This window comes from Paenibacillus sp. BK033 (assembly GCF_004345425.1).
Classification (GTDB): Bacteria; Bacillota; Bacilli; order Paenibacillales; family Paenibacillaceae; genus Pristimantibacillus.
Genome location: NZ_SLVP01000004.1, coordinates 24212 through 46428, shown reverse-complemented (window position 1 = coordinate 46428; position 22217 = coordinate 24212). Strand labels below are relative to the sequence as shown.

At 51.0% G+C, this 22217-nt stretch carries 22 protein-coding genes and 1 tRNA gene; 3 read left to right on the top strand and 20 right to left on the bottom strand.

Features of this window, described 5'->3' with window-relative positions:
• Positions 1 to 66: 66 nt before the first annotated feature.
• The 9 genes from EV294_RS15025 to EV294_RS14985 form a co-directional block, all read right to left on the bottom strand.
• Positions 67 to 1623 carry a LysM peptidoglycan-binding domain-containing M23 family metallopeptidase gene (locus tag EV294_RS15025; protein ID WP_132308118.1) on the bottom strand — a complete coding sequence of 519 codons (1557 nt, stop codon included), beginning with the start codon at positions 1621 to 1623 and terminating at the stop codon, positions 67 to 69.
• 140 nt (positions 1624 to 1763) lie between these two features.
• On the bottom strand, positions 1764 to 2438 hold the full coding sequence (locus EV294_RS15020) for a hypothetical protein (protein ID WP_132308116.1): 675 nt from the start codon (positions 2436 to 2438) through the stop codon (positions 1764 to 1766).
• A 137-nt stretch (positions 2439 to 2575) separates the two neighbouring features.
• Positions 2576 to 3862 carry an adenylosuccinate synthase gene (locus EV294_RS15015; RefSeq protein ID WP_132308114.1) on the bottom strand — a complete coding sequence of 429 codons (1287 nt, stop codon included), beginning with the start codon at positions 3860 to 3862 and terminating at the stop codon, positions 2576 to 2578.
• A gap of 199 nt (positions 3863 to 4061) precedes the next feature.
• Positions 4062 to 5435, bottom strand: coding sequence for a replicative DNA helicase (gene dnaB / locus EV294_RS15010; protein ID WP_116394517.1), 1374 nt, complete (start codon positions 5433 to 5435; stop codon positions 4062 to 4064).
• A 193-nt stretch (positions 5436 to 5628) separates the two neighbouring features.
• Positions 5629 to 6075 (bottom strand): 50S ribosomal protein L9, encoded by a 447-nt coding sequence (rplI, locus tag EV294_RS15005; RefSeq protein WP_132308112.1) that lies wholly within the window; start codon positions 6073 to 6075, stop codon positions 5629 to 5631.
• Positions 6072 to 8033 (bottom strand): DHH family phosphoesterase, encoded by a 1962-nt coding sequence (locus EV294_RS15000; RefSeq protein WP_132308111.1) that lies wholly within the window; start codon positions 8031 to 8033, stop codon positions 6072 to 6074. The genes rplI and EV294_RS15000 overlap by 4 nt, the downstream gene beginning before the upstream one ends.
• A 20-nt stretch (positions 8034 to 8053) precedes the next feature.
• Complete coding sequence (locus EV294_RS14995) at positions 8054 to 8947, bottom strand: DUF2232 domain-containing protein (protein WP_243711675.1); 894 nt, start codon at positions 8945 to 8947, stop codon at positions 8054 to 8056.
• Positions 8948 to 9135: 188 nt separating this feature from the next.
• Positions 9136 to 10992 (bottom strand): amidohydrolase family protein, encoded by a 1857-nt coding sequence (locus EV294_RS14990; protein WP_132308108.1) that lies wholly within the window; start codon positions 10990 to 10992, stop codon positions 9136 to 9138.
• Positions 10993 to 11120: 128 nt separating this feature from the next.
• A complete protein-coding gene (locus EV294_RS14985; RefSeq protein ID WP_015847803.1) occupies positions 11121 to 11549 on the bottom strand; it encodes a CBS domain-containing protein in 429 nt (142 codons plus the stop codon).
• A 122-nt stretch (positions 11550 to 11671) separates the two neighbouring features.
• On the opposite strand from EV294_RS14985, the gene EV294_RS14980 reads away from it, so the two are divergent.
• Positions 11672 to 12025: a DUF4870 domain-containing protein gene (locus EV294_RS14980; RefSeq protein ID WP_132308106.1), complete on the top strand. Its 354-nt coding sequence runs from the start codon at positions 11672 to 11674 to the stop codon at positions 12023 to 12025.
• A gap of 75 nt (positions 12026 to 12100) precedes the next feature.
• Here EV294_RS14980 and EV294_RS14975 read toward each other — a convergent pair whose 3' ends face one another.
• Positions 12101 to 12868, bottom strand: a complete 768-nt coding sequence (locus tag EV294_RS14975) for a DUF1836 domain-containing protein (RefSeq protein WP_132308105.1) — start codon at positions 12866 to 12868, stop codon at positions 12101 to 12103.
• 286 nt (positions 12869 to 13154) lie between these two features.
• Here EV294_RS14975 and EV294_RS14970 point away from each other — a divergent pair, with 286 nt between their 5' ends.
• Positions 13155 to 14462, top strand: coding sequence for a hemolysin family protein (locus EV294_RS14970; protein WP_243711674.1), 1308 nt, complete (start codon positions 13155 to 13157; stop codon positions 14460 to 14462).
• Between the two features lie 51 nt (positions 14463 to 14513).
• On the opposite strand, the gene EV294_RS14965 is transcribed toward EV294_RS14970, so the two are convergent.
• The 6 genes from EV294_RS14965 to rpsF all read right to left on the bottom strand — a co-directional run bounded on the left by EV294_RS14965 (position 14514) and on the right by rpsF (position 18843).
• Entirely contained in the window at positions 14514 to 15659 is a 1146-nt protein-coding gene (locus EV294_RS14965) for a cation:proton antiporter (RefSeq protein WP_132308102.1), read from the bottom strand.
• 164 nt (positions 15660 to 15823) lie between these two features.
• Positions 15824 to 17002, bottom strand: coding sequence for an NAD(P)/FAD-dependent oxidoreductase (locus tag EV294_RS14960; RefSeq protein WP_132308101.1), 1179 nt, complete (start codon positions 17000 to 17002; stop codon positions 15824 to 15826).
• Positions 17003 to 17025: 23 nt separating this feature from the next.
• Positions 17026 to 17448, bottom strand: coding sequence for a DUF1641 domain-containing protein (locus EV294_RS14955; RefSeq protein WP_116394506.1), 423 nt, complete (start codon positions 17446 to 17448; stop codon positions 17026 to 17028).
• Between the two features lie 237 nt (positions 17449 to 17685).
• Positions 17686 to 17970: a 30S ribosomal protein S18 gene (gene rpsR / locus EV294_RS14950; protein WP_015847810.1), complete on the bottom strand. Its 285-nt coding sequence runs from the start codon at positions 17968 to 17970 to the stop codon at positions 17686 to 17688.
• A gap of 18 nt (positions 17971 to 17988) precedes the next feature.
• Positions 17989 to 18522 carry a single-stranded DNA-binding protein gene (gene ssb / locus EV294_RS14945; protein ID WP_132308099.1) on the bottom strand — a complete coding sequence of 178 codons (534 nt, stop codon included), beginning with the start codon at positions 18520 to 18522 and terminating at the stop codon, positions 17989 to 17991.
• 36 nt (positions 18523 to 18558) lie between these two features.
• Positions 18559 to 18843 carry a 30S ribosomal protein S6 gene (gene rpsF, locus EV294_RS14940; RefSeq protein ID WP_132308097.1) on the bottom strand — a complete coding sequence of 95 codons (285 nt, stop codon included), beginning with the start codon at positions 18841 to 18843 and terminating at the stop codon, positions 18559 to 18561.
• Positions 18844 to 19025: 182 nt separating this feature from the next.
• Between rpsF and EV294_RS14935 the strand changes: the two genes are divergently transcribed.
• On the top strand, positions 19026 to 19211 hold the full coding sequence (locus EV294_RS14935; protein ID WP_132308095.1) for a YjzC family protein: 186 nt from the start codon (positions 19026 to 19028) through the stop codon (positions 19209 to 19211).
• Between the two features lie 326 nt (positions 19212 to 19537).
• On the opposite strand, the gene EV294_RS14930 is transcribed toward EV294_RS14935, so the two are convergent.
• The 4 genes from EV294_RS14930 to EV294_RS14915 form a co-directional block, all read right to left on the bottom strand.
• Positions 19538 to 20869 (bottom strand): NAD(P)/FAD-dependent oxidoreductase, encoded by a 1332-nt coding sequence (locus EV294_RS14930; protein ID WP_132308093.1) that lies wholly within the window; start codon positions 20867 to 20869, stop codon positions 19538 to 19540.
• Between the two features lie 98 nt (positions 20870 to 20967).
• Positions 20968 to 21058, bottom strand: a tRNA-Ser gene (locus EV294_RS14925).
• Positions 21059 to 21131: 73 nt separating this feature from the next.
• Positions 21132 to 21344 (bottom strand): DUF951 domain-containing protein, encoded by a 213-nt coding sequence (locus EV294_RS14920; RefSeq protein WP_132308091.1) that lies wholly within the window; start codon positions 21342 to 21344, stop codon positions 21132 to 21134.
• Positions 21334 to 22209 (bottom strand): mechanosensitive ion channel family protein, encoded by an 876-nt coding sequence (locus EV294_RS14915; RefSeq protein WP_243711673.1) that lies wholly within the window; start codon positions 22207 to 22209, stop codon positions 21334 to 21336. The genes EV294_RS14920 and EV294_RS14915 overlap by 11 nt, the downstream gene beginning before the upstream one ends.
• Positions 22210 to 22217: the final 8 nt, after the last annotated feature.

Below are 22217 nucleotides of genomic sequence, written 5' to 3'. Positions count from 1 at the left end.
TGGGGGTAAAAAAGGTAAAAAAGAAGACTGCCCACTTAAGGACAGCCTTCCTGGATAAAAAGTATATTATAAGTACTTTAACGGATTTTGCAGTACGCCGTTTTTCGTAATTTCGAAATGCAAATGCACGCCGGTCGATTCGCCGGTGCTTCCCATAATGCCCAGACTGTCGCCTTTTTCGACAATCTGGCCTTTCTTCACGCCGATGGACTTCAGATGTCCGTATAACGTTTTGTAGCCATTCTTATGGTTGACGATAATGCAATTGCCGTAGCCTGTCTTCTGGCCAACAAACTCGATAACACCGTTATCCGCCGCCATGATGGTTTTACCGCCGGTCATGTCGATGCCTTTATGCATCCGTCCCCAGCGCTGTCCGAACTTGCTCGACAGCGACCAGCCGGATACCGGCGATGCGAAATGGCCTGTCCCTTCGCCAAGAATAACCTTTGTTCCCCGGATGATAACCTCGGCTACCGGCTTCACGATAACCTGGCTATCTACGAGCTCTTCCGTAACTACCTTACCGTTCTGCTTCACAACCCGGTATGTAAGAGTCTTCTTGCCGCTCTTGCCTTCCGTCAGCACCTTCGATTCCCCAAGCTTCATGGAATCGCTCTTGCGGATCTCGACAGGAGCATCGTAAGTAATCGTTTCGGACTGGCGTTCTTCCGTCTTCACCGTCAGCTCCGGCTGAAGCACGGTCAGATCCAGGACGTCGCCCTCTTTGATCATATCCTGCTCGATCCAGCCGTTGTTATCGTAAATGACCTGTTCGGAGATATTGAACTTATCGGCAATGCATCCGATGCAATCGCCTTTCTGAACCGTATACTTCGTTGGTTTGACGCTGCCCTTCACCAGCTTCAGGTACAGCTCGTTAGCGTCCATAATCTTGCTTGGATCAACCTCTACCTCGTCTATCTTAACCTCTTCTACGAATTTGACGCCGGTCAGCTTTTTGCCGCTGGACGCTTCCGTCTTCTTCTTCTCAGCCTCCGCCTTCGAGTAAGACAAAGTTTTCACTTCGTTCTGCTTCTTCGCTGCCGCAAGCTGCGGTGCGTACTTGCTCTGTACCCGGTTCAAAATAGCATCGGCCGTTTCCTGATTCTTTACCACGCCGGCTACCTTGCCGTCGATGACCAGCTCGACGCCTTCCGCATGCGAGGTCAGCAGACCCTTCAGCTTGCCTAACGTTTCTTCCGTCTCAGGGTCCGCTTTAAAGCCGCTTTCCCCGCTGTACGTAATTTCGCCGGTGTCGAGCACCATATTGAGTTCGGGATTTGCTTTCTTTACCTCTTCGGTCCGCTGCTGAATCAGCTGCTCCACCTCTGCGGGATCGCTGACGGAACCCACGATATTGCCGTCTTTATATACGTTGTAATAATCGACTGTATTCGCTTGTACGTATCCGGTACCGCCGATACCGGCTGCTGCTAGGACTACCAGCACTCCTGCTGTAAGCATGACAGGCTTTTTCTTCCACATTGGAGTATGTGGTCCTTCTCCTGTCGAAGGAGGCTGCTTCTTGCCTTTCGAGTCTTGCGGATCACTAGGCCGAAAGTACTGGTTTACAAGATTCCAAGTCTTCCGGAAACGATCCTTGGGGCTGAAAACGGTCATGATGGTCTCCTTTTCGCACTTTTACTGCAATAAAATACGGAATCCGACATGAAAAAAGACGAATGTCCTGTCGGATCACTCGCCTAATACTTTAACATATGGTTAATAAACGCGGCAACCATTCTTGTCAAGAGCCGAAATTAATATTTTTTCAGAATTGCCATCATTTGTTCATACTGGTCCCGGTCGAGATACTGTGCCATCAGCTGTTGAATCTGCGTAAGCTCCTCGTCCGTCAGCCCGTTTTCCATGTATCCGGAGATCGTCTGCATGGCCTCCTGCGGCAGCTTGCTCATGAGCAGACCAAATAATTGATCCTTATCGGCCTCGCTCATCTGCCCCTTCATGCTGTTCATGTCCTCGGTTGTAATCGCCGTTTCTTCACCGTCGATCGACGGCGCCTCATCATCGTCCGTCTGGCTGCTGCCCTCGGTCTGACCCGTGCTCGTGCCCGCTTCCTCCGATTGACCGGTCGTGCCGCCCTCCGCCTTCGAGCCTCCGCCAATGCCGATATCCGTAAGCGGTGCGGTGGACGGTTGGTCGGCAAACGCGTCTACCGCGACCTTATCCCCGTCCGCCCCTTCCGTGCCCGTCTTCTCGGTATCCTCCGTCTGAACGGGCTCCTCCGCGCCCCACAGCTTGCCCCATACGCCGGACAAAGCCATCGGCTGTACCTCCAGCGGCAGGTTATACTGCTTCAGCAGCGTCTGTACATAACTATTAACGATATAGCCGGTTGTCCATATGGAGAGAAAGCTGACAATGAGACCCGCCGCTACGATTTTCGCGATCCATACGGCTGCTTTTAACCACATTTGCGCTCATCCCTTTCCTTCTGCTATCTATCATTATGGTCAAAGATTAGGGCGAGCAAACTATGAAAACGACAAAAAAGGATAGTCCCGGCCATTCCGCCTTGGACTATCCTTTTCTTTGAATTCTAAGTTACGTTCTATTCGTAGATTGGACGAACGATATTCGTTTGTTCGCGGTTGCGTCCAACCGAGAAGATGGCAATCGGAATACCAGTCAGCTCGGATACGCGGTTCAGGTAGTTCAGCGTGTTAACCGGAAAATCCTCCAGTGTTTTCGCGCCCGTAATATCTTCGCTCCAGCCTGGCATCTCTTCGTATACCGCTTCGCATTCCGCCAGCATTTTGAGGCTTGCCGGATAGTGCTCGATGACTTCGCCGCGGTATTTGTAAGCCGTACAGATCTTCACGGTCTCGAGGCCGCTCAGCACGTCCAGCGAGTTAAGGGACAGACCGGTAATGCCGCTGACGCGGCGTGCATGGCGGACAACTACGCTGTCGAACCAGCCAACGCGGCGCGGACGGCCTGTAACCGTACCGTACTCATGACCTTTGTCGCGGATCAGATCGCCGATTTCGTTAATTTGCTCCGTCGGGAACGGTCCGTCGCCAACACGCGTCGTATAAGCCTTCGCTACGCCGATAACCTGCTGGATCTTCGAAGGACCCACGCCGGAACCGATGCATACGCCGCCAGCCGACGGGTTGGAAGAAGTAACGAACGGATAAGTACCTTGGTCGATATCTAGCATAACGCCTTGCGCGCCTTCGAACAGCACTTTGCGGTTTGCGTCAATCGCATCGTTCAGAACAACCGAAGTATCCGTCACGTAAGGACGAAGCGTCTCGGCGTAGCCTAAGTATTCCGCAATGATTGCTTCGGCATCAAGCGGCTCTCCGCCGTATACCTGCTGAATCACTTGGTTTTTCTCCACCACGAGGCGGCGTGTTTTCTCCGTGAATTCTTCCGCATCCATAAGATCGGCGATACGGATACCGTTGCGCGCAGCTTTGTCCATGTAGCATGGGCCGATGCCTTTGCGCGTCGTACCTATTTTGTTGTCGCCCTTGCGGTCCTCTTCGAGGCCGTCCAGCACGAGATGGTAAGGCATAATGACATGGGCGCGGTCACTTATTTTCAGGTTATCCGTGGAGAAGCCATTGTCATGAATATAGTTAATTTCGTCGATCAGCGCTTGCGGGTTGATAACCATCCCGTTACCGATGACGCAAATTTTATTTTGATTAAAAATACCAGATGGAATCATCGTCAATTTATACTTCTTGTTGTCAATGAGAATAGTGTGTCCGGCATTGTTACCACCTTGATAGCGAGCGACGACGTCGGCTCCGTCCGCCAAGTAATCGGTAATTTTGCCTTTCCCTTCGTCTCCCCACTGCGTACCGACAACAACAACCGTAGACATAAACATACCCCCGTCCGGTGATTTTGCACACCGAAAATTACCGTCTTAGCATTAACCGGATCGGAGCTTCTTACTCAAAAATGGTCCGACCGCGTAAAAGACAGCAATAACAGTGTAGCAGTCTCGTATAGAGAAGTCAAACAAAAAAACGAACAATTGCACAGTCGCCCATACAATTGTTCGGATATTATACATAACCTTATGATGCCTGCGACGGGTCCTCGTGGGTCCTGTCTAAGCTTACGAATTTATTGAATTGCTTAAGGAAGACCAGTTCAACCGTTCCGACAGGGCCGTTACGCTGTTTGGCAAGAATGATCTCGATGATATTCTTCTTCTCGGATTCCTTGTCGTAGTAATCGTCACGGTACAGGAATCCTACGATGTCGGCATCCTGCTCGATCGAACCCGATTCCCGAAGGTCGGACATCATCGGGCGCTTGTCCTGACGCTGCTCAACGCCGCGGCTGAGCTGCGACAGGGCGATAACCGGCACTTCCAGCTCACGGGCGATCTGTTTCAGAGTACGTGAAATCTCGGATACTTCCTGCTGACGGTTCTCGCCCGCTTTACCGCGGCCTTGAATGAGCTGCAAGTAATCAATAAGAATCATGCCGAGACCTTTTTCTTTTTTCAGCCGACGGCATTTCGCGCGGATATCCGCAACCGTAATGCCTGGCGTATCATCTATAAATACATTGGCTTCCGACAAGGCGCCAATCGCCATCGTCAGCTTCTCCCAATCGTCGCCTTCGAGCTGACCGGTACGCATCCGGGTCGCGTCTACGTTCGACTCGGCGCAGACCATACGCTGAACGAGCTGCGCAGCGGACATCTCGAGCGAGAAGATCGCGACGGTCTCGCGGGCGCGGACGCCCACATTCTGGGCAATGTTCAGCGCGAACGCCGTTTTGCCTACGGAAGGACGGGCCGCAATAATGATTAAGTCACTGCGCTGGAAGCCGGCCGTCATTTTATCCAAATCGACGAACCCGGAAGGAATACCCGTTGTTCCTGCACCCTTCTGATTATAGAGCGTCTCAACCTTCTCGAATACTTCCATCAGAACATCGCGGATGGAGATGAAGCCGCTGCTTGAACGGCGGTTCGAAATCTCCAGAATCTTACGCTCCGCGTCGCTCAGAAGAATACCGACTTCATCCGTGCTTGCGTAACCGTCCGATACGATATTCGTGGCTGTCCGGATCAACCTTCGAAGCATCGATTTCTCTTCCACGATCTGCGCGTAGTAATCGACGTTTGCCGCCGTTGGCACGGCGCTGGCCAGCTTCGCCAGATAGGATACGCCGCCAATCTCCTCGATCAGCTGCCTGTCCTGCAGATAAGCGGTCAGCGTGATTAGATCGACCGGCTGCCCGCTCTCCCCAAGCTCAACCATCGCTTCGTATATATGTTGATGGGGAACGCTATAAAAGTCTTCGCTGCGCAGCCGCTCCATCGCGGTGATCAGCGCCTCCGACTGAAGCAGGATCGCGCCGATTACGGCTTGCTCCGCCTCCAGGTTTTGCGGCGGAACGCGATCAAACATCAGCTCCGTACTACTCATGCTCATGCTTTAGGCTCCCTTCCAATGAATGCTGAAATGCTTCCGATTCCGTTCATGCTACAACGAACAGTGTAGCAGTTGCAGGCCGCCGAAAGCTATGGAAAGTTCCAGCATCGGCCTGTCTGATTGGACAACAATGGCGATGCTCTCACATCGCCATTGTCGTCTTGCTTCTATTACGCTTAATAAGAGCTCTTGCTTATTCTTCGGTAACTTGTACGCTAAGCTTCGATTTAACGTCTACATGAAGCTTCACCGGTACTTGAGTGACGCCGAGGGTGCGGATCGCATCTTCCAGCTCGATTTTGCGTTTGTCGATTTTAACGCCTGCCTGAGCGGCAAGTGCCTCTGCGATTTGCTTGCTGGTAATCGCTCCGAACAACCGGCCGCCTTCGCCAGCCTTAGCCTTGATAACAACCTTCAGCTCTTCCAGCTTCTTGCCGAGCTCAACCGCGTCCGCTTTTTCCTTCGCTTTGCGTTTCTCTTCCGATGCATTCTGCACTTCCAGCGTCTTCAGGTTGCCGTCGGATGCCAGCTTCGCAAGTCCTTGCGGCAGCAGGAAGTTGCGTACGTAGCCTTCCGACAGATCCTTCACATCGCCTTTTTTGCCTTGACCCTTCACGTCTTTCAAGAAAATTACTTTCATTCGAATAACCCCTCTTCCGCTTCAATTTGTGCAAGTACAGTTTTGAGCTTGGCCGCCACTTCCTGTACGGTGCCCTCTAATTGAGCCGCTGCATTCGTCAGATGGCCGCCGCCGCCCATTCGTTCCATGACGACTTGTACGTTCATATGCCCGAGCGAGCGGGCGCTTATGCCGATAAGTCCATCCGGCCTTTCCCCAATAACAAACGAGGCATAAATATCCGTCATGTTTAGCAGCGTATCCGCCGATTGCGCGATCAGCAGCTGAGCCACCTTCCGGCCCGGCTCCGTCACCGCAATGGCTACATGATCGTAGTGCACTTCGGCATGCTTGATAATCTCGGCCTTGCGTACATACTCCTCAAGATCCTCCTTCAGCATCCGTTGGATCATCATCGAATCGGCGCCGTTGCGGCGCAGGAACGATGCCGCGTCAAACGTGCGGGCCCCCGTCCGGAGCGAGAAGTTTTTCGTATCCACCGTAATGCCTGCCAGTAGCGCCGTTGCCTCGCGTACATCCAGCAGCACCCGGTCATGAATATACTGCAGCAGCTCGGTTACGAGCTCGCAGGTTGAAGAGGCGTAAGGCTCCATATAGACCAGAATCGCGTTCGAGATAAATTCCTCGCCGCGTCGGTGATGGTCAACCACTACGATTTTATTCGTCTGCGACAGAATGCGCGGCTCTTTCACCATCGATGCTTTATGCGTATCCACCACAACGGCCAGCGTCCGGCCGTCCGTGATGCCAAGCGCCTGCTCCGGCGTAATGAACCGCTTCGTGAACTTCTCGTCCTCGCGCAGCATTTCCATCATCTTCTGAATCGCCGGGTTAATCCCTTCGAGCACGATATAGGCTTCCTTGCCAAACATCAGAGCCGCTTTCAGAATACCGATTGCCGCCCCTATCGCATCCATATCCGGCATCTTATGACCCATGATGACGATGTTGCCGCTCTCCTTGATCAGGTCGCGAAGCGCGTGCGCAACGACGCGGGCGCGGACGCGGGTGCGCTTCTCTACCGCGTTTGTCTTGCCGCCGTAGAACGATTGGCGCCCGCCGACCTTCACCGAAGCCTGGTCGCCGCCGCGTCCAAGGGCAATGTCCAGACTGGATTGCGCCCATTGGCCAAGCTCGACGATGCTTTCCGCTCCGGCCGCGAAGCCAATGCTGAGCGTAATCGGGATTTTCTGGTCGGCTGTCATCTCCCGCACCTCATCGAGAATGACGAACCGCGACTGCTCCAGCTGCCTTAGCGTCTTCTGATCGGTAATGAGAAGGAACCTGTCCGAGGTTACCCGCTTCAGGTACAGCTGATACCGCTGCGCCCACTCGGTTATCTCGGTCGTCACCTTCGACTGGAGGGAGCTCCGCTGATGGTCGTCCATCCCTTGCGTTACTTCCTCCAGGCTGTCGATCATCACGACGCCCATTGCCAGCTTTTCTTCATCGTACCGCTTGCTGAGCTGCCAGAGGAGCGTAATGTCCTGTACGTACAGTATCCGCTCCTTCTGCTTGAAGAGCAGCTGGTAGACATGCCCGTCAACCGTCGCTTCAACGGTTCCTTCCTTGTCCTTAACCTGCTGCAGAGCCGGGAACAGCTCGGTGAGCGGCATCCCGATCACCGACTCCTCACCCGCAATTTGCGCAATATACGGATTATGCCATTCTACCGTGCGGTCTTCGTTATACAGAATAACGCCAAACGGAAGCTCTCCGATAACGTCATTGCCGACCTTTTTCACCCGGTAGGATAACGTCCCCAGATACGACTTCAAATCCTTGCGGAAAGCCCTCTCCGCAAGAACCGTATAGACGGCAACGGCTATAGTGAGAAGAAGCGCGATAAGCCCAAGCACCCACCAAAACCAGGTGAGCACAACGGTCATAAGAACCATTAATGCGATAGACCAGACCTGATGCATGCCATGCCATCGCGTGACAAGAAACTTCGGCATTTCCTATTCGCTCCTATTGCTTATGATGATTTCGAAAACGACTTACGGATCGGAAAAGCGGCATCAAGTACGCCAATCAAGCTTAGCGACGGGAAGAACAGAAGGGGAATCGCGATAATAACCGGGATCGCCTTGTTCCATCTCCGCTGATGCGCAATGTAGAAGAAGAATCCGATCGCCTGAATCGTGAACGCGTACTTCATAAGCGGCACCAAATTCATAAGCGCTACGGAATAGAAGGAACTGCTGCCGCTGTCTGCGAACATCTCCAGGATATAAACGACCAGGTAATAGAAGACCAGAATGCGCGGAAGCATCCAATCTTTTGCCTTAGGCATGGTCGGAATATCCTCGATGGAAGACACCAACGCCTTGCGGGCGAAATACTGCGTAATGACCGCATAGACGAACGAGATCAAGATGATCGCCTGCGGGATCGAATGGATCATAACCTTGATGATCGATTCCGTGTAGTCGCTGTTCCACTCCTTCGGAAGCACATGCTCCGAGTTGAGGTCAGCCACCAGGCTGCGGACGAAATCACCGATTTGGTCAATAAACGATTGGTTCAGGACCCCTTCGAAAATAAGCAGCTCCGCCAGCAGACAGAACAGAATCGCCAGCGTCGTCCGTCTTAATATATACGGTGCCGACGCCCTTTTCCGGTACATCTGCCCCATCACCATGGCGGGGATCAGGAAGAATAACGCGATAATAAGAACCGACGGCCCAAGGATAACGGCCGCGATGATCCATACCGGTACAAGATGCAGTAAAAAGGACCGCGTTGACAGCGTCGTATACAAAATGACGTAAGGCACCATCAGCAGCATAATGGTCAGCATGTTAAACACAGGTACTGCCAATGACAAAATAAGAAGCAGAGACGCGCCGCTCCATAGAACTGCTTTCATACCGGGCTTACCTTTCAAGCCGTTCACCTCTTGCGTACATAATCAGTAAACAAACATTCAAATTTCATTATATCATAAAAGCAAAATAGATCACGCACATCCTTTAGCGCTTGCCGCACGCTTATCGAGGATAAAGCGCCGAAGTCCCGATCCCGCCCCCGGCGCTGCCCCTGCTGCTACCGGCGGGTTCAGCTTGCCTTCCATATCGCATCGCCCGCCGCGGTTACTTTAAACCCAAGCTCGTCCAGCAAGGTTAAGGGCATAAACGTCCGGGTTCCGATCGAGATTAAGGCCGCTTTTGCGTTCCCTGCCTCCAGCCGGTATCCCCGCTCCAGCATAAGCATCCCTTCCGAGGGAGCCAGCTCGGCACCGCTGACCGCGGGAATAGCCTGGCTATTGCTTCGCCGGGCTATGACCTTGCGGCTCGTTTTATCCCATTCCAGCCTGTAGCCCTGCTGCTCAAGCGAGCGGACATCCACGTACCGCATGCCTTTATAATCAACCACCGCATATTGACGGGCACCCCAGTTGAGCAGCCCCGCTCCGCTCTTTACCCTCGCGAATTCGCTGCGAACCGGCTGGCCGTCCTGGACCTCTTTATTCAGCTTGCCGTTGTCGAGAGCCAGCCGGCCTCCAACAAGCACATAGCGGATTCCATCGGATAATCGCTCCGGATGCTCAACGGTGGAGCGGTCTTTAATCGTCTTGTAATCGAAGATGACAATATCCGCATCCATTCCTTTGGCGAGCCTGCCCTTCTTGCGTAGTGACGGGGCTTGCTTCTCAAGCCTTTGGGCCGGCATGAGGCTCATCTTCGAGAGGGCGTCCATTAAGGTAAGGGTATGCTTCTCCCGGACATACCGTCCGATCGTTCTCGCGAAAGTCCCGGAGGCGCGCGGATGATTGTTGTTGCCCGGCTCCAGGATCGCATCGCTTCCGATCATCACGTAAGGCGCCTTGAGCGCCTTTACGACGTCCTGCTCGGGGATGGCGTAAGCTACCGCCAGCTTGCCTTCCTTGCGGTAACGGCTAAACGTCTCTTCCGTTAGACGGTGATTGGTACCCGCAATCTGCAGATCACGGAACGTAATCCGGAATCTCGATTGCCAGCCCTCGTCAAACCTAGTCGAGTTCAGGTAGGTCCCCCAATAATCGTAGGGGTAAACGCAGGCGGTCATATCGAGCCCTTGTCTGCGGGCAGCCTCCAGAAAGGATAAGGACCTCTTCATCGAGAAAGTGCCCCCCGTGCTGTTGATATGATCAATATGGACGGCTGTTCCTGTTTTTCGGGCATACCCGATCAGCTCGTTAAGGGCATCCATATTGGTGCCCGGTTCCTCCATATCGGAATAACGGGCATGAAAATAGACCGGCACGTTGTAGTCATAGGCAAGCTTCATCATCGGCAAAATCTCGGCGGCGGTGATACCCGGCACATATTCAAGGCTGAAGGAAATGCCAAGCGCTCCGTTATTGAGAGCCTGCTCCGCCTCTTTGACCAGCTCCTTGATCTGATCCGGCGACGCGCTGTCATAACGGCTGAGCTCATAACGGTTGCGGGCTTCGGTGTAGAAGAACGAAGCTCCGAAGTTGACCGGCGTCGTGCTTTTTGCATAATAGTTATACCATTCCTGCGGCGCTGAGGTTCCGCCATGCATGGCAATATTGGTCGTGACCCCGTCCGCAATCTTGTTCCAGACGCCAAGCGGGTTCGGGTTGTAGGACAGATTGTCGATAAAACCAGGCGCCACGACAAGACCAGTCGCGTTTATAACATGCTTACCCTTCAATGGCTTGGATGTAACAACAGCAATCCGGCCGCCGCTTATGCCGACATTCCAGCCTTTCTTATCCAGCCCGGTTTCCGGATTCATCACCCTGCCGCCTGCAATTACCGTATCATAGACCGTCTCCGAAGCTGCTTCCGCTTTAGCTGCCGTGCCGCCTTCCGCCAGCCCCGTTACCGAGATCGCCATCGCAAAAAATAAAACAAAAAGACGGTACCGTTTGCGGCCTCCGTCTTTTTGGTGCTCATTCCTATTCATGAAGCCCCTCCTGAAGTCATGCTCGCGCTTGGCCTATTTTCTCCTAACCTATCTGAAAATATAGCCGCGCAAGCCATCCTTTTTGGAGCTGCTGGATATGCTTATTTCATAATGCCTAAATGGAACAATCAAGCCTCCATCGCAACCGATGGGGAACCCGGAATAAAGGACTGGCAGTAATCGATAATTTCGCTTCTGCGGACGATGCCGATGAAGTGACCTCGGTCGTCCACGACGGGAACAAAGTTCTGAACCTTCGCAAGGGCAATCAAATCCTTCATATCCGCGTCAATCCGAACCGAGCGGTTCATCATGCGGAGCGGCACATCCTGCAGCTTCACCTTATTCGCGTTCTCAAAGCTTACGCCCGGCGTGTTCTTCATGTACCAGAGCAGATCGCCTTCCGTTACCGTACCCGCGTAGCCCCCTTCTTCATTAATAATCGGGACCGCAGAGTAGCGGTGATGCTCCATCTTCTCGAGGGTTTGCCTGAGCGTTGCATCTTGCGTTACCGTAATAACCTCCTGCTTGGGCAGCAGAAAAAACGCAATATTCATCCGTCATTCAACTCCAATCTTTCCTAGTGACTTCATTATAACTTACGTAATGACATATAACTTTTCGGACATGAATACAATCTTCTCGAGAGAGTCGATTATAGAAAGGATGAGATCCGTTCATGTCCAGCGCTTCCTTCGAGCCTGATCGTTCCTCAACAGGTATAGACCCCAAAGTGGCAGCACTGCTTGCTTATTTCCTGGGTTTTATCACCGGTATTATATTCCTGGTCGTGGAGAAACAGAGCCGGTTCGTAAAATTTCATGCCCTTCAGTCGATCGCGATTTCCGTTGTCTTTATTGTACTCAATATCGTGCTTGGTTTCATTCCCGTTATCGGCTGGCTTCTTGGCTTGGTTCTGACACCCCTTGGCTTTATTCTATGGATAGCCCTTATGCTGCTTGCCCTGCAGGGCAAGCGCTTCAAGCTGCCGTATATCGGCGATTGGGCGGAACAGCAATCACATAATTTCTGATTAGCTGAGGCAGTACGGAAGCGCATGGCTTTCGTTGCTGCCTTTTTGAATCACCTTCCTATGTTTATGAATCGTTTATGAATTCAGGAACAGGGTGGCGTGACAGTACCGTTTGGCCAGCGAATGAAAGTAAGAGGTGTGAATCGAAATGACCGCGATGAACAATATGTGACGCAACGCCTCTGTCTGCTCTTCGTTTAACTTCGGCAAAACTTGCAGGAACGGCTCCGAAGCGATGTGAAGCATCTGCTCCATAATGACTTCCCTGTCCTTCGCATCCGCATAAGGACGAGCCATATCAAGCAGCCGGTAGCCGCTTGCGGCGAGTTCATCGTACATCGAGGTATATGCCGCATACAGCTCAAGCGGGCCAATCAGATCGTCCGTTTCGTCTTCCGGCTTATTGAACAACCGGTCGAACAGCTTCCTTATAGAACCGAAATCGAGACTGGATTTCAGATCTTCGATAATAAACAAGAGCGCAGTCTGGTTCAGAGAATATTTCTTGCCGATTTTCGGACAGTCGAAATAAGCCTTGAAATCTCTCTTTACCCAGTTTTGCATCGACGTAATCGACATTTGCGAAAAATCTATTAATCCGCCCAACGCGGATATCTCCTGCAAAGAGAATCCTTTTACCTCGCGTCCTTTAATCAGCTTTACCAGGACAGGCGGAAGCGCCGTCGACAGGAAAGCCGGCAGTGACGATCCGGATTCATACGCATCACGGTGCGATTGTTTCCAAGCCTGCTGCAGAACCTGTAGAGGACCACAACAATTTTGGCCTTGCATCGCAAGCAGCAAATCCGCCATCTCTTTGCGGGTAAGCGTAAAAGCTTCCATATCGCTTACCTCCTTATGACTTAAAGGGATTGGCTTGATCATTACAAGCTCATCTGAACTTATCATACGCCCCTGTACAGACCCTTGTAAAGACGAGGTATTTGCCAAAATTGTAATGTTAGCTCCGAATTTTTCGCCATAATGGATGGTATTGCGCCCGTAAAGTAAAATAGCAAGTTTGCATCTGCTAGCTGAAGTTCGTTATAGTAGATCATAGGAACTTATAATATTTCATAAAGGATTGTGAAGAACCCAAATGGACAGTAGTATAGGATTTAATTTGTTTATGATTGCTGTATTAATTGTATTGACCGCCTTCTTCGTTGCTACGGAGTTCGCGATTATCCGACTTCGCGCGAGCCGAGTGGATCAGCTGGTGCTCGAAGGCAAGAAAAACGCGCTTGCCGTACAACGCGTGACAAGCAACCTTGATGCTTATCTGTCGGCTTGTCAGCTCGGTATTACGATTACCGCCCTCGGACTTGGTTGGTTAGGTGAACCGACCGTTGAACGAATAATCCATCCGTTATTCGAGAAATTGGGCGTACACAGCGATTTGAATCATATTATTTCCTTTGTTATAGCATTCGTTGCCGTTACATTCCTGCACGTGGTCATGGGTGAACTCGCTCCGAAGACATGGGCCATCCAAAAAGCCGAATTTATCAGCTTTGCCGTAGCCAAACCGATTATCTACTTCCACAAGATCATGTACCCGTTCATCTGGGTGCTGAATGGTTCCGCAACAAGCCTGATCCGCATGTTCGGATTGAAGGCTGTGAAAGAGCATGAAGAAGCGCATAGCGAAGAAGAAATTCAGATCATTCTGAACGACAGCTTCCAAAGCGGTAAAATCAATAACACCGAATACGGTTACGTAAGCCGGATCTTCGCCTTTGACGAAATGCTCGCCAAAGAAATCATGGTTCCTCGTACCGATATGATTTGCTTATATACGAATAACTCGATGATGGAGAATATGGACATCATCCGCAAAGAGCAGTATACCCGCTTCCCTGTAGCAACGGGCAGCAAAGACAACATCGTTGGCATGATTAACACGAAGCAGCTGTTCCTTGAATTCCAGGAAAACAAAGAATTCAATTTTCAGAAGCTGGTTCATCCGGTACTGACCGTTTCCGAGGTGTTGCCGGTTAAGACGCTCCTGAAGCGCATGCAGCAGGAACGCGTTCATATCGCGATTCTGATGGACGAATACGGCGGTACTTCCGGTATGATTACCATCGAGGATATTCTGGAAGAAATCGTCGGCGAGATTCGGGATGAATTCGATACCGATGAACGGAAGGAAATCGAGAAGCTTGCGGATAACTGCTACCTGCTTGATGGCAAAGTATCGCTTGATCATGTATCCGAAATCACTGGCGTTGCAATCGATCAGGAAGATGTCGACACGGTCGGCGGCTGGCTGTTCTCGGAATTTACCGATCCGAAGCCGGGCAAGGAAATGCAATACGAGAATCTCCGTTTTATCATCCGTGAAGTAGGCAAGCACCGCATTAAGAAAGTCGAGCTTATTATCGAAGAAGAAGCTGACGAAAGCACTCATGAAGCCGAAGTGGAAACGGCGTAAATTATATCAAGGAAAGGGCAGCCTGCGAAGGCTGCCCTTTCCTTTTCTCTGTTATGCCGTCTGTCTCTCTTTGAACACCTGCTTGAGGAGCGGCGGAGTAATAAGCGTCGTCAGAATAACAACCAGGATAACCGACGTAAAGTATTTTTCCGGCAATAATCCGGACTCCAGCCCCGATGCGGCTATAATTAAAGCCACCTCGCCCCGCGACACCATCCCCGCTCCAATCGCTATGGAAGACCGGTTGTTAAAGCCCGTCAGCCGGGCGCCGAGACCGCCACCAAGCAGCTTCGTAACCGCCGCAACAAGCGTTACAAGCAATATAAAGAGCAGCTGCTCCCCTACCCCGTCAAAGGTTATATGCAGTCCGATGCTTACGAAGAAGACCGGCACGAATAATGTGTACGCAATCGGCTCCACCTTGGACTCCACTTCATGCCTGAAAGGCGTCTGCGATACGGCAATGCCGGCGGCAAAAGCCCCGATAATGCCGGCTATGCCCATCTCATCCGCGAAGTAGGAGAAGGCGAAGCATATGATCAGACCGGCGCTCATGACCGTCTCCGTTACTTTGAGCGGTGCAAGCCATTTTAAAAAGCGCGGTACAAGCAGCCAGCCCGCTAGACCGATAACAACAAAGAATAATAACTTCTTGCCGATCAATAGTCCCAACGATACATCACTAGCCGGTACCAAGAAGCCCATCATGACCGCGAGCAGAATGACAACAAGCACATCGTCTACCACTGCGGCGCCCAGAATGGTTGTTCCTTCCCTCGACTGCATCTTATCCAGTTCCTTTAGCGTCTGCACCGATATGCTCACCGAGGTTGCGCAGAGCAGAAGCCCCAGAAACAACGCCTCGTTGTTCGATAATTCGAACGCTGCCGCAATCCCGTACCCTCCGAGAAACGGCAGAATAATGCCTCCAATCGCTACGGCGAAGGATGGCTGCCAATTTCTTCGCAGCTGCTCCAAATCCGTCTCAAGCCCGGCTATGAACATCAGCAGCAGTACGCCAATCTCCGAGAAATGGCCGATAAAATCATCCGGCTTCACCCAGCCAAGCACCGCCGGACCGATAATGATGCCCGCCACCAGCTTTCCCAGCACGGCCGGTTGTCCCAGTTTAACTGATAAAGCACCAGCCAGTTTGGTGGATACGATAATAATGGCCAAATATAGAATAAATTCCATTTTCGCTCCTTCCTCCTTCTTTTCAGCATAACAAAAGGAGCCTGCTTCTATGCAGACTCCTTGAAATAGACAGAAGGAGCCCGCTGTGGCAGGCTCCTCCAAGTTCATGCTTATTTTATTATTACTACGCGCGAACCAAGGAACGGTTTCGCTTTTCAATAAAATTATTTCAAGAACGAGAACAGACCGTTAACGTGAGTCAGGTAACGAACGTTACTTGCCTCTTTCATCAGCGTAGCTGCTGTGCCTTTCAGCTTCAGCTGGCTAGCGCCAATCGTACCGATTGCATCTTTGCGGCCAAGGCTAGCAAGTACGCCGGAGTTAACGAATTCGAACGATTTCATCGGAATGCCTTTCAACTGCGCGAACAGGTTGTAACCGATGCACTCGCCCATTTGCCATGCGATTTGCGCGCTTGGCGGGTATGGACGGCCTTCTGGACCCATAACGAACGCGTTGTCGCCAGCCAGGAAGATATCCGAGTGGGATGTCGATTGCAGGAATTCCGTTACCGAAGCACGGCCGCGGTTTACTTCGATACCGCAGTTAGCGACTACAGGGTTGCCTGTAACACCGCCTGTCCATACGAACGTATTCGTTTCGATGGAACTGCCGTCTTTGAGCATAACTTTGTTGCCTTGAACTTCCGTAACCGCTACACCCATGATCAGGTTTACGCCACGGTTAGTCAGGCTGGATTTCGCGCGCTCAAGAAGATCGGCCGGGAAGCCCATCAGAATAGTTGGACCAGCTTCGATGTTGTACAGGGAGATTTCGCTCTTGTCAACGCCATACTGTTCACACCATTTCGGAAGCATGTCAACGATTTCGCCGATCAGCTCGATACCAGTCAGGCCGCCGCCGCCAACAACGATTGTTGCGTCCGCTTTGTTTTTCGATTGCGCGTAAGCTGCAATGCGGTTTTGGATATGCGCGCTAACGGCTTTCGCTTCTTCAACCGATTTCAGCGTCAGGCTGTTTTCTTCCAGGCCAGGAATGCCGAAGAATGCCGTTTCGCCGCCAAGAGCGACAACCAGCTGATCGTATCGAACTGTGCCGTTGCCAGCCAGCTTCACTTGTCTTTTCTCAGGATCAATGTTATCTACAGTGTCGATAACCAGGTTGATCGATTTGCCTTTCAGCAGTTTATCCAAAGGAAGAGCTACGTTTCCTTCGTTTACGCCGCTAACAGCCAGACGGTGAAGCTCGGTAATGATTTGGTGGTAAGGAGTTTTGTTGATCAATGTAATTTCCGCTTCTTCAGCCGAAATGTATTTGCGAGCTGTCAGTGCGCTAAGAAGACCGCCGTAACCGCCGCCAAGAATTAAAATTTGCTTAGCCATGTTTACCCTCCGCTCTTGTATGATTAACCGTTTTTACGCTCAGCCAATACGTTCAGGAACGATTGGGCGAAACGAAGCGTTGCTTGTACTTGCGGATCCTTTAGCATTTTCAGAATGCCAAAGAGACCAATTGTAGAGTTGTCGGCTTGCGCGCGGTCGCCAGCTTCAACAGCTGCGTTAGCGATGCCTTTAGTCGTGTCTACGATTGGTTTAACGAATTCGCCAAAACCGTGAACCATATCGTTCACAAGAACTTTGTCGTTCGCTACAGTAGTAGCTACATCGTAAGCTTTAGTGAGCAGAGTCACCAGTTCTGCCAGTTTAGGCAGGTTTTCCACCAATTGAGTCAGCGATTGCTGAATTTCCGGCTTCAACAGTTGCTCAAGCACGTCCAGTTCACGCACAGAACCGGATTCTTCAGGTAATTTCGTTACGGTTTCAGACATACGAATGCATCCCTCTTTCCATCTGTAATCGATCAAATGATTGACTTGCATAAGCCGTTATTCCACAACTAACAATTAAAGTGAAATTATTCACAATGAAGACCCAACATCATCGCCGACTTATATGCTCGCACTACATCTTATTGTATTCCTCTTCCGCCAAATGATCAATTCCTATTTTATAAAATAAAAGAAAAAAAGCCCATTGGTTTCCCAATAGGCTTCCTTCCTAAAGAACTACTCCGTAGTGTACGGCAGCAATGCTACAGTACGAGCACGCTTGATAGCAACAGTCAGCAGACGTTGGTATTTCGCGCTAGTTCCAGTTACACGACGTGGCAAGATTTTGCCGCGCTCGCTGATGAACTTTTTGAGCAGATCAGTATCTTTATAGTCAATGTGAGTGATTTTGTTCACAGTGAAGAAACATACTTTACGGCGTTTGTTGCGTCCGCCTTTGCGGCCGCCGAATTTGCGTTCTGGACGCTCTCCGTCTCCGCCTTCTCTTTGCTTGAAGCTCATTCGAACCCATCCTTTCAATTAAAATGGCAAGTCATCTTCTGATATATCGATCGGTCGACCGTCATCCGAGAACGGATCACGGCTGTTGTTGTTGCGTGGAGTACTAGGCCGGCTTCCGCCGCCGCCGTTACCGCCGCCATAAGGAGCGTTACCGCCGCCGCCGCCAAAAGATCCTCCGCCGCTGTTGTTGCCTCCGGCATAACCGCCACTTTCTTGCGAAGCTCCGCCTTCACGGTTAGATTCCAAGAAGCGAACGTTATCGGCAATCACTTCCGTCACATAGACGCGTTTACCTTCGTTGTTCTCGTAGTTACGCACCTGAATGCGTCCTTCTACCGCGGTTAAGCGACCTTTACGCAAGTAGTTAGCGCATGTCTCAGCCAACTGCCGCCAAGTTACGACCGGAATAAAATCCGCTTCGCGCTCGCCCTGACCGCTCGTAAACGGCCGGTCTACTGCTATCGTAAATTGCGTAACTGCTACACCCGCAGGCGTATAACGCAATTCGGGGTCTCTTGTTAATCTGCCAATCAGTATTACACGATTCAACATCGCCTCTGGACCTCCCAATCGAACATCTAGCGTGGATTAAGCAACGTCTCTGACGATCAAGAAACGGATAACTTCATCCGTAATTTTCATGATGCGGTCAAGCTCATTAACAACTTCGTTGTTCGCGTTGAAATGAACCAGAACGTAGTAACCATCACGAATCTTATTGATCTCATACGCAAGACGGCGTTTACCGATCACATCTTGCTTCGTGACTTCCCCGCCATTGTTAATGATGCCATTGAATTTGTCGACGATGGCTTGAACGTTTTCTTGCTCAACGTCCGGACGAATGATGTACATCACTTCATATTTGCGCATTGTGTTTCACCTCCTTTTGGACTAAGCGGCCCCCGAAAGGGCAAGGAGCGAGATTATTACTCGCATCTACACAGTATAGCAAATCGCCTACTCATTGACAAGTCATCCGCAGCTCCCGATTTCTGCCTTTCATGTCCGCCCCTTCTCCGGTAAATACTACTCCGACAAGGAGGTGAGCAAGTATGGGCGAATGGACATTGTTTTCCCCTGGCGACAGCGCTCCAAATGATGGCGTCTATATCGAAACCGGCGATAATTCTTTCCATATGGGTATCACCAATCCGCAGAAGGTACGACTCAAACGCGGAGAAAAGTTTCCGGAGACCTCTAATCATGAGCGCAGATGGAAACGAATGGGCCACAATTAATTTTAAATCACCATGCATAAGTTCTTTGCTGCACGGACATCATAATTATCGACGGTGAAGAGAGGTGTGGTTCCATTGGACCTGTATAGGGGCAAGGACTACTAGAGAATTTTACTGCTCATCACTTAAGAAGCGAGGCGTTGTGCTAAAGAAACTTTTCTGTAACACACGAGCAATCGCGATCGGAAAAGCGATACCTAATGGAATTGTGTACCGATCTGTGAAGATTGCACCTGGTTTTCCGTTGTATGAAGTTGGGAATTCATCGAAACTTACAACACCGTCGAAAAAGGGACTCGCAAGAGTCCCTTTTTTCATTCTAATAATTACAAGCTCTCCAAAGAGCATTGACCGGCCAGCAACCGTCCGACATAAATTCCGCTTGCCGCTGCCTGAGATAAGGAATGCGTAGTCCCGGAACAGTCCCCGATAACGTAGAACCCTCGAATAATCGTCTCGAACCTCTCGTTTGTCTCGATTGCCGGCGAATACAGCTTTCCGTCAATGGCGTACAGAATGGTATCCTCGTCAATCGGTACCCCTAACAGCTTCTCCAAAGCGTCCAAAAACGCCAGTGTAGCCTCTATATACCGTTCCGGCACCTCTTCCCTCAGTTCCGTAAATTCCGCCTCCAGCGTAGGCTTAACGCTCCTATCGGAAGCTTGGCCGTCAGAGCAGTGGTACTCCGCTCCTCTCCGGAGCGAACCAAGCCTTTGAGCAGCAATCCGGTCTCTCCCTCTGTTAATTGCGCCGACAATCCGTTTGAAATATGTATCCGCTTCTTCAAGCGTCGCAAACCGGTGTGGCACAAATAGCGTGAAGTTCAGATTGGAGCTGTTTTCTCCCTTCTCGCGGAAGTTTTGCCCGTCCGGCATCGCCAGTCCTTCCTGAAGCTTGAGCACCACCCTGCCCTGCGGATTCATGCAATAAGTCGTAGCCGTGAAGTCTTCGCCCTCGAAGCTAAGCTTGGTCTCGAAGGATCGCTGCAGGATCGAAGCCAACTGGTCGCCCTTCATTTCGATCCGAAGCCCAAGATCAACCCTTGCTTCTCCTCTGCCGATTCCAAGGCTCTCGCATTGACCGTTAAACCACTCATTCCCGCTTCTGCCGGTAGCTACAATAACTTGCCCGGAATCAATAACGCTTCCATCCTCCAACTCAATTGTGAACCGTTTGTCTTCCTTCCGAAGGATCCTGACGGGCTCTGCCTCAAATCTCATCGTGATATGGGAATCCAAGTAATCATACAGGCATTCCAGAACGGCCTTTGACAATTTCGTTCCCAGATGCCGGGTTTTCGTCGTCAGCACGCCAAAACCAGCCTCCCGTGCCCGTTCAGCCAATTCGGGATCATAGGTGCTGTACAGCTCCGCTGCACCTCCCCCGTACTTGCATAGGATCGTATCCACGTCATCCATCAGCCGCAGCGCAGCGTCGTAACCGGTCTTCCGTTCCAACTCTCCGCCAAAATCATTTGTGTAATTATATTTGCCCTCCGACAAGCCAAGTCCGCCAAAACCGATATAACTGTCGCTCCGTTCGCCAAGCTTCTTGCCTTTATCCAGCATTAGAACCTTCAGTCCGCTTGAAGCCAGTTCGTGGGCGGCGAATATGCCGCTGACTCCTGCTCCGATAATCGTAATGTCATACTGACTCATTCCACTCACCTGCTTTATCTGAAGATAAAAAAAGCTCCTACGCAATCTCGTAGGAGCTTTGTTCTTTATGTAACCGCCTAAGCGTTATGGACAGAATATGGCGGAGAGGGTGGGATTCGAACCCACGCACGCTTTGACACGCCTAGCTGATTTCGAGTCAGCCCCCTTGGGCCTCTTGGGTACCTCTCCGTTTGTGTCAAGCAAAAACTATATTATCACAGGCCCTGTCCTAATGCAACTGTTTTTTAAAAAAATATTAAGCCTATTCGTTTTGCCCGGAATCCGCGGCGGAACGCAGTACTTTCTTCATATTCTTCTCGAACTTTGCTCTAGGAATCAGAACGCTATGCTTGCAGCCTACGCATTTGATACGGATATCCATCCCCATGCGGATAATTTCCATTTCATTGGATCCGCAGGGATGCTGCTTCTTCATTTGAACGATATCGTTCAGCTCGAATTGTTTACGCTCCATTCGGATCGCCGCCCCTTTCATTGCGATGATACGTTACCATTCGCGGATACGGAATGTCAATTCCGTGACCGTCCAGCACTTTCTTGATATAAGCATTTAATGACCTTGCTACGATGGATTGCGTATTAGGAAGACATTCTGCCGTTACGCGCACCTTGACCTCGGTGGAAAGCATGGTCTGTATGCCAAGCACCTCGGGAGGCTTAACGAGATTTTCGTTCTCAAACCGCTCGAGTTCCCGGCGGATAAGGGCGATCGCCTTTTCCGCATCCTCCTCGTATCCGATCGATACATCAATAAACGCAATGGAATTATGCATCGAGAAATTCGTAACCTCGTTGATCATGCCGTTCGGTATAATATGAACTTCTCCCGTCCAGCTAAGAATCCGGGTCGCCCGGAGTCCGATTACTTCAACGGTTCCTTTGAAGTTGCCCGTCTGAATAACGTCGCCAACCGCAAATTGATCCTCGAATATAATAAAGAAACCCGTGATAATATCTTTGACAAGACTTTGTGCGCCAAAGCCGATAGCCAGTCCAATGACGCCGGCTCCAGCCAGCAGCGGCGCAAGCTGTACGCCGAATTCGTCCAGCACAAGCATGCCGATAATGAAATATCCCGCGTAGGAGATTATGTTTTTGACCAGCTTGCCTACGGTTGTCATTCTTCTGGTTTGAAGAACCATTCGGCTTTCCGAGCGGTTTAGTACAACCCGGTCAATCGTTTTGTTCGCAATCCAGACGATGACCTGTCCTATGATAATAATAAGCGCTATGCGCAAGACCGATCGTCCAAAACCTTCCCATGTTGTCTCGCTTGTTATCCATGCTGCAATGTCTTTATAGTAGGCTTGAATATCCATTCCACCGC

What these genes read in the sequence shown, in the direction of transcription:
- EV294_RS14970 (WP_243711674.1), top strand. Translation starts at nt 13,155, where the DNA reads ATGATTGCTGTATTAATTGTATTGACCGCCTTCTTCGTTGCTACGGAG.
- EV294_RS14980 (WP_132308106.1), top strand. Translation starts at nt 11,672, where the DNA reads ATGTCCAGCGCTTCCTTCGAGCCTGATCGTTCCTCAACAGGTATAGAC.
- rpsR (WP_015847810.1), bottom strand. Translation starts at nt 17,970, where the DNA reads ATGAGCTTCAAGCAAAGAGAAGGCGGAGACGGAGAGCGTCCAGAACGC.
- EV294_RS14920 (WP_132308091.1), bottom strand. Translation starts at nt 21,344, where the DNA reads ATGGAGCGTAAACAATTCGAGCTGAACGATATCGTTCAAATGAAGAAG.
- EV294_RS14915 (WP_243711673.1), bottom strand. Translation starts at nt 22,209, where the DNA reads ATGGATATTCAAGCCTACTATAAAGACATTGCAGCATGGATAACAAGC.
- EV294_RS14965 (WP_132308102.1), bottom strand. Translation starts at nt 15,659, where the DNA reads ATGGAATTTATTCTATATTTGGCCATTATTATCGTATCCACCAAACTG.
- EV294_RS15015 (WP_132308114.1), bottom strand. Translation starts at nt 3,862, where the DNA reads ATGTCTACGGTTGTTGTTGTCGGTACGCAGTGGGGAGACGAAGGGAAA.
- rpsF (WP_132308097.1), bottom strand. Translation starts at nt 18,843, where the DNA reads ATGCGCAAATATGAAGTGATGTACATCATTCGTCCGGACGTTGAGCAA.
- EV294_RS14990 (WP_132308108.1), bottom strand. Translation starts at nt 10,992, where the DNA reads ATGAATAGGAATGAGCACCAAAAAGACGGAGGCCGCAAACGGTACCGT.
- EV294_RS14955 (WP_116394506.1), bottom strand. Translation starts at nt 17,448, where the DNA reads ATGTCTGAAACCGTAACGAAATTACCTGAAGAATCCGGTTCTGTGCGT.
- EV294_RS14930 (WP_132308093.1), bottom strand. Translation starts at nt 20,869, where the DNA reads ATGAGTCAGTATGACATTACGATTATCGGAGCAGGAGTCAGCGGCATA.
- EV294_RS15000 (WP_132308111.1), bottom strand. Translation starts at nt 8,033, where the DNA reads ATGCCGAAGTTTCTTGTCACGCGATGGCATGGCATGCATCAGGTCTGG.
- ssb (WP_132308099.1), bottom strand. Translation starts at nt 18,522, where the DNA reads ATGTTGAATCGTGTAATACTGATTGGCAGATTAACAAGAGACCCCGAA.
- EV294_RS14985 (WP_015847803.1), bottom strand. Translation starts at nt 11,549, where the DNA reads ATGAATATTGCGTTTTTTCTGCTGCCCAAGCAGGAGGTTATTACGGTA.
- EV294_RS15020 (WP_132308116.1), bottom strand. Translation starts at nt 2,438, where the DNA reads ATGTGGTTAAAAGCAGCCGTATGGATCGCGAAAATCGTAGCGGCGGGT.
- EV294_RS14995 (WP_243711675.1), bottom strand. Translation starts at nt 8,947, where the DNA reads ATGAAAGCAGTTCTATGGAGCGGCGCGTCTCTGCTTCTTATTTTGTCA.
- EV294_RS15025 (WP_132308118.1), bottom strand. Translation starts at nt 1,623, where the DNA reads ATGACCGTTTTCAGCCCCAAGGATCGTTTCCGGAAGACTTGGAATCTT.
- EV294_RS14975 (WP_132308105.1), bottom strand. Translation starts at nt 12,868, where the DNA reads ATGGAAGCTTTTACGCTTACCCGCAAAGAGATGGCGGATTTGCTGCTT.
- EV294_RS14960 (WP_132308101.1), bottom strand. Translation starts at nt 17,002, where the DNA reads ATGGCTAAGCAAATTTTAATTCTTGGCGGCGGTTACGGCGGTCTTCTT.
- dnaB (WP_116394517.1), bottom strand. Translation starts at nt 5,435, where the DNA reads ATGAGCATGAGTAGTACGGAGCTGATGTTTGATCGCGTTCCGCCGCAA.
- EV294_RS14935 (WP_132308095.1), top strand. Translation starts at nt 19,026, where the DNA reads ATGGGCGAATGGACATTGTTTTCCCCTGGCGACAGCGCTCCAAATGAT.
- rplI (WP_132308112.1), bottom strand. Translation starts at nt 6,075, where the DNA reads ATGAAAGTAATTTTCTTGAAAGACGTGAAGGGTCAAGGCAAAAAAGGC.